The organism is Acinetobacter sp. yr461 (genome assembly GCF_900110445.1).
GTDB classification, from domain to species: domain Bacteria; phylum Pseudomonadota; class Gammaproteobacteria; order Pseudomonadales; family Moraxellaceae; genus Acinetobacter; species Acinetobacter calcoaceticus.
Map to the genome: position 1 here is coordinate 90595 of NZ_FODU01000005.1, position 13345 is coordinate 103939.

15 protein-coding genes are annotated in these 13345 nt (G+C 37.9%); 7 read left to right on the forward strand and 8 right to left on the reverse strand.

Annotated features, from left to right (window positions below):
• Positions 1-12: 12 nt before the first annotated feature.
• Entirely contained in the window at positions 13-525 is a 513-nt protein-coding gene (locus tag BMW38_RS09865; protein WP_092707568.1) for a hypothetical protein, read from the reverse strand.
• A gap of 222 nt (positions 526-747) precedes the next feature.
• Here BMW38_RS09865 and BMW38_RS09870 point away from each other — a divergent pair, with 222 nt between their 5' ends.
• The gene (locus BMW38_RS09870; protein WP_092707570.1) at positions 748-1296 is read left to right on the forward strand and encodes a DUF2239 family protein; all 549 of its coding nucleotides are present in this window, start codon (positions 748-750) and stop codon (positions 1294-1296) included.
• 51 nt (positions 1297-1347) lie between these two features.
• On the opposite strand, the gene cysN is transcribed toward BMW38_RS09870, so the two are convergent.
• From cysN to lysS, 5 genes are all read right to left on the reverse strand, one after another.
• Entirely contained in the window at positions 1348-2961 is a 1614-nt protein-coding gene (gene cysN, locus BMW38_RS09875; RefSeq protein WP_092707572.1) for a sulfate adenylyltransferase subunit CysN, read from the reverse strand.
• A gap of 30 nt (positions 2962-2991) precedes the next feature.
• Complete coding sequence (gene cysD / locus BMW38_RS09880; RefSeq protein ID WP_004641806.1) at positions 2992-3900, reverse strand: sulfate adenylyltransferase subunit CysD; 909 nt, start codon at positions 3898-3900, stop codon at positions 2992-2994.
• The gene (locus tag BMW38_RS09885; protein WP_080026499.1) at positions 3893-4024 is read right to left on the reverse strand and encodes a hypothetical protein; all 132 of its coding nucleotides are present in this window, start codon (positions 4022-4024) and stop codon (positions 3893-3895) included. The genes cysD and BMW38_RS09885 overlap by 8 nt, the downstream gene beginning before the upstream one ends.
• A 254-nt stretch (positions 4025-4278) precedes the next feature.
• Positions 4279-5724, reverse strand: coding sequence for a capsule assembly Wzi family protein (locus tag BMW38_RS09890; protein WP_092707574.1), 1446 nt, complete (start codon positions 5722-5724; stop codon positions 4279-4281).
• A 185-nt stretch (positions 5725-5909) separates the two neighbouring features.
• Positions 5910-7439: a lysine--tRNA ligase gene (lysS, locus tag BMW38_RS09895; protein WP_092707576.1), complete on the reverse strand. Its 1530-nt coding sequence runs from the start codon at positions 7437-7439 to the stop codon at positions 5910-5912.
• 258 nt (positions 7440-7697) lie between these two features.
• Between lysS and BMW38_RS09900 the strand changes: the two genes are divergently transcribed.
• A complete protein-coding gene (locus BMW38_RS09900; protein ID WP_005042228.1) occupies positions 7698-8186 on the forward strand; it encodes a YqiA/YcfP family alpha/beta fold hydrolase in 489 nt (162 codons plus the stop codon).
• A gap of 54 nt (positions 8187-8240) precedes the next feature.
• Here the strand turns inward: BMW38_RS09900 and BMW38_RS09905 are convergent, their stop codons facing one another.
• Entirely contained in the window at positions 8241-8681 is a 441-nt protein-coding gene (locus BMW38_RS09905) for an SRPBCC family protein (RefSeq protein ID WP_092707578.1), read from the reverse strand.
• Positions 8682-9128: 447 nt separating this feature from the next.
• On the opposite strand from BMW38_RS09905, the gene rubA reads away from it, so the two are divergent.
• From rubA to oxyR, 4 genes are all read left to right on the forward strand, one after another.
• Positions 9129-9293 carry a rubredoxin RubA gene (gene rubA / locus BMW38_RS09910; protein WP_092707580.1) on the forward strand — a complete coding sequence of 55 codons (165 nt, stop codon included), beginning with the start codon at positions 9129-9131 and terminating at the stop codon, positions 9291-9293.
• A gap of 94 nt (positions 9294-9387) precedes the next feature.
• Positions 9388-10569, forward strand: a complete 1182-nt coding sequence (gene rubB, locus BMW38_RS09915) for a rubredoxin reductase RubB (protein WP_092707582.1) — start codon at positions 9388-9390, stop codon at positions 10567-10569.
• A gap of 53 nt (positions 10570-10622) precedes the next feature.
• A complete protein-coding gene (estB, locus tag BMW38_RS09920) occupies positions 10623-11567 on the forward strand; it encodes an esterase EstB (protein WP_213031138.1) in 945 nt (314 codons plus the stop codon).
• Positions 11568-11573: 6 nt separating this feature from the next.
• A complete protein-coding gene (gene oxyR / locus BMW38_RS09925) occupies positions 11574-12482 on the forward strand; it encodes a LysR family transcriptional regulator OxyR (RefSeq protein WP_003653052.1) in 909 nt (302 codons plus the stop codon).
• Between the two features lie 29 nt (positions 12483-12511).
• Here the strand turns inward: oxyR and BMW38_RS09930 are convergent, their stop codons facing one another.
• Positions 12512-13102 (reverse strand): SPOR domain-containing protein, encoded by a 591-nt coding sequence (locus tag BMW38_RS09930; protein ID WP_213031143.1) that lies wholly within the window; start codon positions 13100-13102, stop codon positions 12512-12514.
• 57 nt (positions 13103-13159) lie between these two features.
• On the opposite strand from BMW38_RS09930, the gene BMW38_RS09935 reads away from it, so the two are divergent.
• Entirely contained in the window at positions 13160-13288 is a 129-nt protein-coding gene (locus BMW38_RS09935) for a hypothetical protein (protein ID WP_081399186.1), read from the forward strand.
• Positions 13289-13345: the final 57 nt, after the last annotated feature.

A 13345-nucleotide genomic window follows, 5' to 3' on the forward strand; every position in this document is an offset into this window, starting at 1 on the left:
TCGGGGCTTTTTTTATTTCTGTACATATTCAATTAAGTGATCTAACACAATCTGAAAATGCAATGTAATGTCTTCTTCTAAAATTTTATAAGCATTATCAAACTGAACCATTGGCCAACCTTCTTTCCAAAATGGAAAAATATTGTGTAGACCTTCAGTCACGATCGCATCTTCACGACTAATCGCTTGAGCAACTTGAGCTAAAACCTGAGCGGTTTCTGCACCATCAATAGCTAAATAATCAATACCACGTGCTTTAAAAATACGGATACGGTCTTTTTTATAACGAATCTTTTTCGCCTGACCTGAATTCAAGCCTAATGCCAGCGTAGCAGCTTCTACAAACTTTTCTTCAAAGTTTACATTCAATGCAACTAAAGCCTGTTTATGTGCTTCTTGACGCCCAGCTTTCCCCCCATTACGGATAATCTCATTTGCTTCCGTATCCAGCTTATCTTTTTTCATAGACTGTAAAATGTCTAAAATTTCGATATCGCTTAAAGATTCAGGAGATTGCTCAAACATAGGAGTCCTTATACATACAACTAAAGGCATATTCTCTCATAAAAGCGCTGCTAAAGCAGAGTAAAATTTTAAATAGCCTATTAACTTGACTATTTTTATAGTCCTAACTTCATAGACTACACTCATAAAATCAAATAATTCTTTGGTTATAATTTTAATTATTTGCCAAATTAATTTTACCCTGATAATATTATTTTACCCAGATAAAAATATACGGCTAAAATGAATACTAAAATCACCTATACTGCTTTCACTGGAAGCACGCTTATTGCGAGTGACTCCCTAGTTGAACTTGCAAAAAAACTCAAAGATATTCCTAAAACAACGGAAAATATTCTGATTTTTAACGATCAAACAGGTCAACAAATTGATCTTGATCTTTCTAGTTCAGAACAAGAATTTCAACAACGTTATGCTGAACCGGAAGAAATTAAAAAAGTTGGACGACCTAAACTCGGAGTAATTTCTCGTGAAATCACCTTACAGAAAAAACATTGGGATTGGTTAGATCAACAAAGTGCGAGTGCATCAGCAGTAATTCGTAAGTTAATTGATAAAGAGTTAAATAACCCAAATTCTGAAGGTAATATTATGCTCGCTAAACAAGCTATCGACCGTTTTATGTCTGCCATGTTGGGCAATATGCCAAATTACGAAGAAGCAACACGCGCCTTATATCAAGGCGATCGAGATATATTTTTAAAGATGATTCAGAGCTATCCTAAAGATTTAAGAGAATATTTAACTTTAAAAACTCAAAGTATTTTCTAAATCCAATAAAAAACCCGCTTACGCGGGTTTTTTTAAAATCAATTCAGCCTATTAAAGACGGACTAATGCAATAATTTGTTCAACCAACTCATCTACATTTTCAGTAGTAATGCTAGTATCAGTACCTTCAGCTACAGTAGTCAAAACAGTTACGCCAGTTTGACGGAGCAAAGCAACTTGTTCTTCCGTTAAATCAACTTTAGCAATAGCAACTACGCCTTGCTGAATTAACGAACTTTCGATGACTTGAGCTTGCTCGAGTGCTTTTGCAGAAACTTGAACTGCTGCTGGCTTTTGGCCTAAACGTGCAGCACGGTCTTCAGCAGTAACAGGATTACTATGCGCAGTCCACTCTACCGCAGACTCAACCATACCCGCACCAACCGTTACATTGCTTAAACGGTCAATGAAAATAAATGAACCTGTGTATCGTGAATCTTGATACTGGTCAAATACGACTGGCGCATCAAACTCAACAACAACGTCTGCAATTGCATTTAACTCAAGCTCTTCAACCTGAGTATGCTCAAGCGTATTCACATTCACACGATAGTGAATGTTAGTCACTTTGGCAGGAACAGTCTGTGTACCAATTTTAACGTTGTACAACTTACCTTTCACGAGCGGATGTTCATTCATCCACACCACTGAAGCACGAACACTACGTGAAATTAATGGTTGCTCGCCAGCACGTACCAAAACGTTACCACGGCTAATATCAATTTCATCATTCAACGTTAATGTTACAGCTTGACCTGCTACAGCCTGCTCAAGGTTTCCATCAAAAGTAACGATTTCTTTAACTGTTGAACGCTTACCTGATGGTAATGCAACAATCTCATCGCCAACGTTGATTTCACCTAAAGCAACAGTACCAGCAAAACCACGGAAATCTAGGTTTGGACGGTTCACATATTGAACAGGGAAACGGAATTCGTGTTTGTTTGATTCGCGACTAATTTCCACAGATTCAAGAATGCTCATCAAGGTTTGACCCTTGTACCAAGCTGTATACTCAGAAGCATTTACCACGTTATCGCCATTTAAAGCAGAAATCGGTACAAACTGAATATTGGCTGGACGACGATCACCTAATTGGTTTACGAAAGCATCATATTCAACCTGAATTTCGTTAAAACGCTCTTCAGAGAACTCAACTAAATCCATTTTATTAATGGCAACAACGATATTTTTAATACCAAGTAAACTTGCAATAAAAGTATGACGACGTGTTTGTGTTTGCACGCCATAACGCGCATCGATCAAGATAATTGCAAGATCAGCTGTTGATGCACCTGTTGCCATATTACGGGTATATTGTTCATGCCCAGGTGTGTCAGCAATAATAAACTTACGCTTTTCTGTCGAGAAATAGCGGTAAGCCACATCAATAGTGATGCCTTGCTCACGCTCAGCTTGTAAACCATCTACAAGTAAGGCCAAGTCTGGCGCATCGCCCGTAGTTCCTACTTTTTTACTATCACGCGTTACGGCTTGCAATTGATCTTCATAAATCAATTTTGAGTCGTAGAGTAAACGTCCAATTAAAGTACTTTTACCATCATCCACGTTACCGCAAGTCAAAAAACGCAGAAGGTCTTTTTGTTCATGTTGCTTCAAATAGGCCAAGATATCTTGACTGATTAATTCTGATTGATGAGACATTGCTCAAACTCCACAAATTTAGAAATTGTCTTAGAAATAGCCTTCTTGCTTTTTCTTTTCCATTGAGCCCGCTTCATCATGGTCAATCATACGACCTTGACGCTCAGAACTAGTGGCTAAAAGCATCTCTTGGATAATTTCAGGTAACGTATCTGCTTCAGACTCAACTGCACCAGTTAATGGATAACAGCCAAGCGTACGGAAACGTACAGACTTCATCTGTGGAACTTCACCTTCTTTTAAGCGCATACGTTCATCATCAACCATGATTAACGTACCACTACGCTCTACTACTGGACGAACAGCAGAGAAATAAAGAGGAACGATTTGAATATTTTCTAAATAGATATATTGCCAGATATCCAACTCAGTCCAGTTAGATAAAGGGAATACACGAATACTTTCACCTTTGTTCACTTTACCATTGTAAAGATTCCAAAGTTCAGGACGCTGGTTTTTAGGGTCCCAACGGTGTTTACTATCACGGAATGAATAAACACGCTCTTTCGCACGTGATTTTTCTTCATCACGGCGTGCACCACCAAAAGCAGCATCAAATTGATATTTATCCAAAGCCTGTTTCAAAGCTTGGGTTTTCATAATATCTGTGTATTTTGAGCTACCATGATCGAATGGATTAATACCAGCTTCGCGACCTTCTTTGTTCTGATGAACGATTAAATCAAAGCCATGCGTTTTTGCCATGTTATCGCGAAATGAAATCATTTCTTTAAATTTCCACCCAGTATCTACATGTAATAATGGGAATGGAAGTTTAGCTGGGTAAAACGCTTTTAACGCAAGATGAAGCATTACCGCAGAGTCTTTACCAATCGAGTAAAGCATTACCGGATTTTCAAATTCAGCAGCAACTTCACGGATAATATGAATGCTTTCAGCTTCAAGTTGCTTGAGATGTGTAAGTCTTGATTCAGTCATGAACACGCCCTTCTCTATCCATTTTGCCCATAAAATCTAGAAGTGGTATTAAACCACCACGTAGAAGACCATGTGGAGGAACGAGTGCCATAACAACTCCAATTTTTCGTGATAAATAATCCAACCACAAGCCTTTATATGGCTTATAGCATTAGTTATGCATTATAGTGATTTAAAACCGATTCCTTTTGCTTGTTTTTTCATATTGATATTCGATTTCATCATATACATATAATATGCTGATTCACTTGCACAACTTTGCAATCGTAGCTTGTGCAGCCAACTTAAGCAAATCATGATCTACTCTTTAGATTTCTCTAAAAACCATAAAAAAAGAGAAGCTTTGTTAGCTTCTCTTTTCTAAAACATGATCTACTCTTAGAAACCGAACATTTTACGTTCTAATGGAATTTCAATACCAATAGATGCGCCCGCGTCATTACCTTCTAAATCAGAATCACTTACCCAGCCATTAATTTTTAATGGAAGATCAGGTTTGATATAATGCGTCCAAGTTAAATCAAGGGCTTTAATTTCATCATCTTTAGGGAACGCTTTATTAATTATCCGGTTAGATTGGTTAACCTTAACCACCATAGCACGACCACTTAAACGGTTCATGACATCAAAGCGGATATCACCACCCACTGAATACATTTGCCCATCACCACCCATCGCGTGTCCTAATGGGTAACCATGTTGGTAATAACCATCTTTATAAGTTGAATGAGCATAAGAGATACCTCTTACATCACCATTAGTACGTGTATCTGCCCATTCTGCATAAAGTTGATAAGGCAAGTTATTGTAGCTAGATGAATAGTCCACACCTGCTAAGTACATTTTCTTAGAAGGTAAACCGCCCGCTTCATCTTCACCTACATATTGTCCATATATACTAACTGGAACTTGGAATAGTGGTTGTAATAATAAGCGACCATCAAAGCCAGCAATTTGGTTTGATGGATCTGGTTCACCCGTTCCGCCATTATCTTTATTGCCGACAAATGCATCCCATAAAGAGCTAAAACTTTCAGGACGTCCATCACCACCCCATTGAATAGCACGCGATGCGCCTAACTCAATATATGGTAATGGTTGTGCAGTTACACGCAAGCCAATTAACTTAGCATCTGGAACTGATTTATAGTCATCTAATTGACCAGCAAAAGCTTGATATTGCCAAGGCCCAATCCAAGATAACCATTTTGTATCAAAAGCATTTTGTACAGCACGTTGTGCAGTTACACCATAAACTGGGCGGCTAGCATCACCACGAATTAAGCTACCATCATGGCCTGGACCCCACCATGTTGGAATTTGACCCGCAACTACCCACTGATTCCAAAGTTTACCCGCCACATATGAACCTTCAACATTCACATCTTGCCCATTATCAATTTGTGGGTCTTTTTCTGCATTTACTCGGATTTTTGCATCCCAGTTTTCACCGCCGGCATTAAACTCTAAAGAACCTTGATATTGAGCTTTTTGATTATCACCAAATGCTTGCGGAATATTTTTGATATCAGTTTCAGCAAAAGCGCCCACTTTAACCGTATTGTTATCTGCTTTTAATGCATCAAGAACTGAATTAATAACTTTTTGTTGAGCTGGATGCGTCACTTGTGCTTGAGAGAGTGCTCTCTGGATTTCATCACCACTTAATGGCCAAGTTGAGGTGCTAATCTTGATAACACCTTGTTGATTCAACCAACTTAAGTCTGTACGTAAGTCCTCATTATTTAGCACCAAACCTTGTGCAAAAATAGCGGATGAAGCAGTTGCCAATATTGCAATCGAAAGTGTTTTTCTTAGAAACATGCCAGCCAATTCTCAAAGTTATTTATGAGCAACACCTTAAATTTTTTATCACAACTTTGCAATTGTTAAACTGTGCAATTACATTTTTTAACGCTATTTTAAGATTAGTGTAGATAGGTAAGTTTTTGAGATATAAAAGTAATAAAAAAGGCAGTATAAATACTGCCTTTTTTGCGTTTAGAAGATTAACCTTCTTTACGACGCATGTGCGGGAATAAAATTACATCACGAATACTTGGTGCATCGGCAAATAACATGACTAAACGGTCAATACCAATACCTTCACCCGCTGTAGGTGGTAAACCATATTCAAGCGCTTCAACAAACTCTGCATCGTAATGCATTGCTTCATCATCACCAGCATCTTTCTCTGCAACTTGGGCTTGGAAACGCTCAGCCTGATCAATTGGATCGTTTAACTCGCTGAAACCATTTGCCAATTCACGACCACCGATGAAAAACTCAAAACGATCAGTAACATGTGGATTGTCATCATTACGACGAGCCAGCGGAGATGTTTCAGCTGGGTATTCAGTAATAAACGTTGGCTGACGAAGTTTAGTTTCAACTGTTTCTTCAAATACGATAGTTTGAAGCTTACCTAAACCAAAACCAGGCTTAATTTGTTCTTTTAATTCTTCACGAATAAATTGAGCAAGAAACTCACGGTCACCAACATTTTCAGGTGTAAATTGTGGGTTATTCTCTAAAATCGCATCAAACATAGAGATTTTTTTGTATGGCCCTTTGAAGCTAAACACTTCACCTTGGTAAGGCACATCAGTTGTACCTAAAATATCCAAGGCCAACTTTTCAATCATATTTTCAGTTAATGCCATCAAGTCTTTATAGTCAGCGTAAGCTTGATAAAACTCGATCATCGTAAATTCAGGGTTATGACGTGTTGAAACACCTTCGTTACGGAAGTTACGGTTAATTTCAAACACACGCTCAAAACCACCAACAACCAAACGCTTTAAGTAAAGCTCAGGTGCAATACGCAAGAATAAAGGCATATCCAAAGCATTATGATGTGTTTCAAACGGACGTGCAGACGCACCACCCGGAATCACATGCATCATTGGCGTTTCAACTTCCATGAAACGTTCATTGTTTAAAAATGCTCGAATTCCAGCAACGACTTTGGCGCGGATTTCAAAAGTTTTACGTGTTTCTTCATTCACAATTAAGTCAAGATAACGTTTACGATACTTAACTTCTGTGTCATTTAAACCATGGAATTTATCTGGTAACGGGCGAAGCGATTTCGTTAAAAGCTCAAAACCTTCAAGGTGAACATACAAGTCACCTTTTCCTGAGCGTCCGATATAACCTTCAGCAGCAATAATGTCACCAAGATCTAAACCTTTAATGGTCTCGAGGATATCTTTTGGTAAACCTTTACGGTCAACATATAACTGAATACGACCTGTCATATCTTGAATAACCATGAAAGAACCACGGTTTAACATGACACGACCAGCAATTTTTACATAGACATGCTCAGCGCTTTCAATTTGTTCTTTCGACTGATCTTTAAATTGTTCTTGTAGATCAGCAGCGTAATGTTCACGCTTAAAAGTATTCGGCCAAGGACTCTTTCCAGTTTCCTTCGCAACATCTTGGATTTGCTTTAATTTGGCATGACGCTGTGCAATTAAATCGTTTTCGGAAATAGTTGGTTCAGAAGTCGATTGAGCGTTTTGTTGCGTCATCTCTGCCTCGATTAAGTAAAAATTAAGGGCTATATCTTAACAGATTGCGGGAGTTTTTCGAATGATTTCAATCAAACAAAAATGAAAAAAGACAATTTTATAGAACCGAACACTACTTTTTAAAGGTAAAATGACTTAGACCAATCGCTAAGATCATTTTTTAAAGCATTTAGTAAAATATAAAAAAATCCAAATAACCTCGATATTCAAAAGGCCCTATTTGCCTTTTATTTTATCAATGAGATTGTGTAGCAAATAATGAAAATTCTATTTTTACATGGCTTGGATTCTTCTCGTGAATCGACAAAGTTCCATGCCATTTTACATCCTGAAAAATTTTGTATTGACGTCGACTATCGTAACTTAAGTTATGCATCTGTTGAGTACTTTTACCATCAGGTTATTCAGACGATCAAACCAGATTTATTGGTGGGCCATAGCATTGGAGGCTATTGGGCGCTAAAAACTGCTGCTCAACATAAATTAGCTGTTATTGTGGCGAATCCAAGTCTTACACCTAACTTTCGGACTGACTATCCTCAACTTTCTGAAGACGAACTCACTCTCTCTAACCCTAAAATGGCTTATTTAGAGTTAGGAGATGAGCAACTTGATATGTATCAGGTCCAAGAAAAACTTGCTCCTTATATGAATATTGAAACTTTTGAAGGTGGGCATCATCGCTTGGCCTATCCTTCACGACTTAATGATCTCATTATGAAAATTTATAAAAAATATTTGGCTTAGATTTATATAGTTTGATTTTTGAAAAAACGTTTTTATACGTAAATAAACGAAGCTCTATTTTGCTTCTGCCATTTTTTTAACCACCTCAAAACCTTGAACAAAGCCACTTTTCAACATGCCCATATATTCAGGTAAGGTAGCCAATTCAACTTTTAAAGTGCTGATATTATCTTTTTGGGTTAGAAAATATTTTTCTAAGGAACCACTCCACCCTTTAACCTCTTCACTTTCTAAATCTTCCTTACCCTCCTTAATCATTCCTAAATGTTTAAAAATTAATATTTCCGGTTTTTGCATTTGTTCAATCGTTGAAACCATGCCATTTCCTTCACCGTCAAGAAAATAAGTTTTACCCCCTATTTGCCAGTCGGTACGCATGGAGGAATCCGGCGCAAAGAATTTCGTCCAAGCGTTATATGTCTCGCTATTCCAAAGTATGTCCCATACTTTTTCTATAGGTGCCTCAATTTCCAATTCATATACTAAATTTTCCATATTTCACTTCCCTGATTTATACCGCCTTAAAGACAGCAAATTTTAATTTTCGATTTTAATAATGACATTCTGTCACATCATAGTTTGTTGTTATTTAGCTTTCGTATGAGATGAATCTTTTAAATTATGAGATGCTCTTTATTTCAAGATATTTTCATCAATAAAATTAAGTCTAAAATTAACTGTAAGAATGCATTAGTTATTATTAGTTTATGGCGAAGTTTTGCCTAAATAACCACTTATTTGTCCTAACCTGCCATTCATCTTTGCTTACGAATGATTAAACTCCGTTATTTACTTTACTTTGAATGTAGAACTGCGTAAAAATTTGATATCCGATCAAAGGCACATTGGTTATTATTGACCGGATCGTAGTTACATTATTAATAGATGGAATAGTTTTACTGAAAGGCAGCTTTGAGCAAACTTATCAGTGCGGAGAGTCTCATGAAAAAATATCAATGTATCGTTTGTGGATGGATTTATGACGAAGCGGAAGGTTGGCCACAAGACGGCATTGCAGCTGGAACAAAATGGGACGATATTCCAGATGACTGGACTTGCCCTGATTGCGGCGTTTCAAAAGCTGACTTCGAAATGATCGAAATCTAAGAACGTAAAGTAAAAGGCCATGATCGACATGGTCTTTTTTACGAATATTACCAATCACCGTATTAAATAAATAATTCTAACTCTGGAGAAAAAAATGCATCCTATCGTCATTATCGGATCAGGCATGGCGGGTTATACCTTAGCACGTGAGTTCCGTAAGCTTAGCCCAGAGCAAGAACTTGTGATGATTTGTGCGGATGATGCAGTGAACTATGCAAAGCCAACATTATCAAATGCATTTGCAGGTAAAAAAGCACCTGAACAAATTCCTTTAGGCGATGCGACAAAAATGGGTACTCAACTCAATATGCGTATTGAGCCTTTTACCTTTGTGAAAGAAATTTTAGCTGAACGCCATGAGCTTGTTCTTGAAAAAGATGGTGTAACTTCTCAGCAACCCTATTCAAAATTGATTTTAGCTGTTGGTGCTAACCCAATTCGCCTTGCAATTGCCGGTGATGGTAGCGATGACATTCATGTTGTGAACTCACTCATTGATTACCGTGCTTTTCGTGAAAATCTAGCTCAGCGTAAAGACAAACGTGTTGTTATTTTGGGTGCAGGTTTAATTGGTTGCGAATTTGCCAACGACTTACTTCATAGTGAATATGACATCACTGTCATTGATTTAGCACCGCAACCATTAGGTCGTTTACTGCCAGCACATATTGCTTCTGCTTTCCAGCAAAATCTTGAGGAAGCTGGAGTAAAATTTGCACTCGGAACCACTGTTGAAAAAGTTAGCAAAATTAATAATGGCGAAGATTATGCGATAACACTCGCAAATGGACAAACATTGGTTGCGGACATTGTTCTTTCTGCGATTGGTTTACAGCCAAATATTTCACTTGCTAAAAGTGCAGATATTCAAACGAGCCGTGGAATTATTACCAATAGTTTACTAGAAACAAGTCAAGCAGACATTTATGCAATTGGGGATTGCACAGAGGTAAACGGTACTTTACTTCCATATGTTATGCCGATTATGCAACAGGCTCGTGCCCTCGCAAAAACACTCAGTGGACAACAAACTACCGTTCATTACCCTGCAATGCCAGTTGCAGTAAAAACGCCAGCTGCTCCACTTACAGTTTTGCCAGCTCCGGTTGATGTAGAAGTGAACTGGGAAACAGAAGAGTTCGACGATGGTATGCTTGCCAAAGCAATTGACAATGAAGGAACATTGCGTGGCTTTGTATTGCTAGGTGCAACCGCAGGTAAACAACGCTTAACTTTGACAAAGCTTGTCCCAGATCTTATTCCAGCCCAAGCATAAGGTTTGTATCAGGAGTACTCACTTAGAGAGTACTCCTTTAAGGAATGAATAACATGAATAGCGCCTTACAGTTTAACATTTCACCGTACACATCTTTCATGCAAGAAACCAGAGTCAACTTAGGCAATGGAATTGAGTTACATGTAGAAGTAGGTGGAAAACCAGAACATCCAACCATTTTGCTGATTATGGGCCTTGGTGCCCAAATGCTTTTTTGGCCAGATTTCTTCTGTAAATCGCTGATTGATCAAGGATTTCGTGTTATTCGTTTTGATAACCGTGATATTGGCCTTTCTTCAAAAGTACGTCATGAAGGTAAACGGTTAAATACTGTCAAATTGATGGGCCGCTTTGCACTGGGGCTAACTAATCAGGGTGCACCTTATACTCTGCATGATATGGCAGATGATGTATCTATGCTCATTGATCGTTTAGGCGTGAACAAAGCGCATGTGATTGGTGCATCAATGGGTGGGATGATTGCTCAAATTCTTGCAGCAAAATATCCAGAAAAGGTTGAGAAATTAGGGCTCATGTTTACAAGCAATAACCAGCCTTTTTTACCACCACCTTTTCCGAAACAACTTTTGAGTTTAATTGGCAAACCCGAATCGCGTGACGAAGAAGGGATTGTTAATCATAGTTTAAAACTATTTCAATTGATTGGTTCACCTGGTTATATCAACCAGATTGAAGCAATACAAACTGCGCGTAAGCTTTATCAACGTAGCTACTATCCTGCTGGTGTACTTCAGCAGTTTTTAGCAATATTATGTACAGGCTCCTTACTACAACTGGACCGTGAAATTAAGCAACCCGCTTTAGTCTTACATGGCTCTCGCGATCGCTTACTTCCCCCTAGCCACGGTAAGGCTGTAGCAAAAGCAATTTCCGGTGCTAAGTTTGAATTAATTGATGGAATGGGGCATGATATCCCTGCACATTTTATTCCACAGCTTAGCGGTTTATTTGCGCATCATTTTAAATCATCAGACTAGGACACTATGGCTGCATTACCCTCACTAAGACAGCTATCATATTTAGTTACGTTGTCGGAAACTTTGCATTTTACTGAAGCAGCACGCCGCTCTTTTGTCACTCAATCAACGTTATCAGGCGGCATCATGGAGCTTGAACGATTATTAGGTGGCGTTCTGGTAGAACGTGATCGTCAGAATGTGCGTTTAACACCTTTAGGTGAACAAGTCGTTGCTCGTGCCCGTGTACTACTAGCAGATGCTCAAGATTTAATGCGTTTGAGCCGTGAAATGAGTGAGCCGTTAACGGGTGATTTGCATTTGGGTGTTATTCCAACCATTGCACCTTTTATCCTGACACGCTTACTTAATGAAGTGCATCAGCAGCTACCTAAAATTCAGCTGCATTTGCATGAAGCACAAAGTGAAAAAATTGTAGAGCGTCTAGAACACGGTAATCTAGACATGATCGTTCTTGCTCTACCGTTTGACACCAGAGGTCTAAAAGTCGCTGAAATTTCGAAAGAAAATTTGTACCTTGTATGTAGTAAACAAGATACGAATGCTCTTCAAGCAAACTCTCTAGATGATCTTGATTTATCAAGATTAATCTTGCTTGAAGAAGGCCACTGTTTACGTGACCACGTTTTGAGTGCTTGCCCTATCGGTGAGCGTAAAAACGACAACCGTTTAAAAGCAAGCTCTTTACCAACGTTAGTTGAAATGGTTTCTTCTGATTTAGGCTTTACGCTTTTACCAGAAATTGCAATTGAAAATAGTATGATCAAGTTTAATGATCAGATTACTGCAAAACCAATTGAAGATGCACCGAGCCGTACTTTAGCGCTAGTGACTCGTAAAAGTACACCATTGCAAAGTGAGTTCGATGTATTACTGCAAATTATGCAGAAAATCACGACAAGAATACATGAATAAAAAAAGGAGTCTTCGGACTCCTTTTTATTTTATTGAGGTGTCAAGGATGCCCACTTAAATACCCAAGCAGATGGCATATTCAAACTATTATCAGCGATAATTTTTTCTCTAATAATTTGTGCGATGGCATAGTCATTTGCAGGGTCTACCATAACTCGTATTCCTTTAGTCGTTGCACTGGTTACAACCTTGTACCCTTTCGCTTCTAACTGCGACTGAACTGTACTTGCCTTATTTTGATTAGCTGCCAATGCAACTTGTACCATCCATTTCTTTTCACCATTTTCCAAAATTTCTTTAGCGATCGCTGCATCAAGCTGCTTTTTATTGTCAAAATTTTTCTTTTCTTCTACTTTCTTTGTGTGAACATCTTCAATTTTCTTTTGGGCTAAAAACTCATCTTGTTTTGGTTTTCTTTTTTGGATGACTATTGTTTTATTTTTTTCCCCACTTTTTTTCGCTTTATCATTAGAAGGATTTACAAAATAAGGATACATCGCTTGATCATCAAATCTTTGAAATACGATGATATCCCCATAACACTTCTGATCTGCATAGGCGGTCACTGGTATTATCCCCAAAAGTATTTTAATAAGTAAACTTCTAATAAAGCATTGCATCTTATTCATTTACCAAAGTTAAGTATATTTAATGCGGCGTATTAAAGTAGATTTCTTGTGATTTGTATATTTTTAAAATTCAATGTTTTATGTAAAAAATCACATATTTTCAAAACATATTGCAGTGCTTCAAATTATTATCGTTTATCCAGCAACCATTTAGAAAAACTAACTAAATTACTTTGAATTTCAGTTAATTAAAAAAGCCGACAAAATGTCGGCTTTTATTTAATCTTGAGAGTT

Excerpts from the sequence above, each read along its gene's own strand:
- cysD (WP_004641806.1), bottom strand. The coding sequence starts at position 3,900 with ATGACTGAATCAAGACTTACACATCTCAAGCAACTTGAAGCTGAAAGC.
- estB (WP_213031138.1), top strand. The coding sequence starts at position 10,623 with ATGAATAGCGCCTTACAGTTTAACATTTCACCGTACACATCTTTCATG.
- rubA (WP_092707580.1), top strand. The coding sequence starts at position 9,129 with ATGAAAAAATATCAATGTATCGTTTGTGGATGGATTTATGACGAAGCG.
- cysN (WP_092707572.1), bottom strand. The coding sequence starts at position 2,961 with ATGTCTCATCAATCAGAATTAATCAGTCAAGATATCTTGGCCTATTTG.
- oxyR (WP_003653052.1), top strand. The coding sequence starts at position 11,574 with ATGGCTGCATTACCCTCACTAAGACAGCTATCATATTTAGTTACGTTG.
- lysS (WP_092707576.1), bottom strand. The coding sequence starts at position 7,439 with ATGACGCAACAAAACGCTCAATCGACTTCTGAACCAACTATTTCCGAA.
- BMW38_RS09905 (WP_092707578.1), bottom strand. The coding sequence starts at position 8,681 with ATGGAAAATTTAGTATATGAATTGGAAATTGAGGCACCTATAGAAAAA.
- BMW38_RS09865 (WP_092707568.1), bottom strand. The coding sequence starts at position 525 with ATGTTTGAGCAATCTCCTGAATCTTTAAGCGATATCGAAATTTTAGAC.
- rubB (WP_092707582.1), top strand. The coding sequence starts at position 9,388 with ATGCATCCTATCGTCATTATCGGATCAGGCATGGCGGGTTATACCTTA.
- BMW38_RS09900 (WP_005042228.1), top strand. The coding sequence starts at position 7,698 with ATGAAAATTCTATTTTTACATGGCTTGGATTCTTCTCGTGAATCGACA.
- BMW38_RS09930 (WP_213031143.1), bottom strand. The coding sequence starts at position 13,102 with ATGCAATGCTTTATTAGAAGTTTACTTATTAAAATACTTTTGGGGATA.
- BMW38_RS09870 (WP_092707570.1), top strand. The coding sequence starts at position 748 with ATGAATACTAAAATCACCTATACTGCTTTCACTGGAAGCACGCTTATT.
- BMW38_RS09890 (WP_092707574.1), bottom strand. The coding sequence starts at position 5,724 with ATGTTTCTAAGAAAAACACTTTCGATTGCAATATTGGCAACTGCTTCA.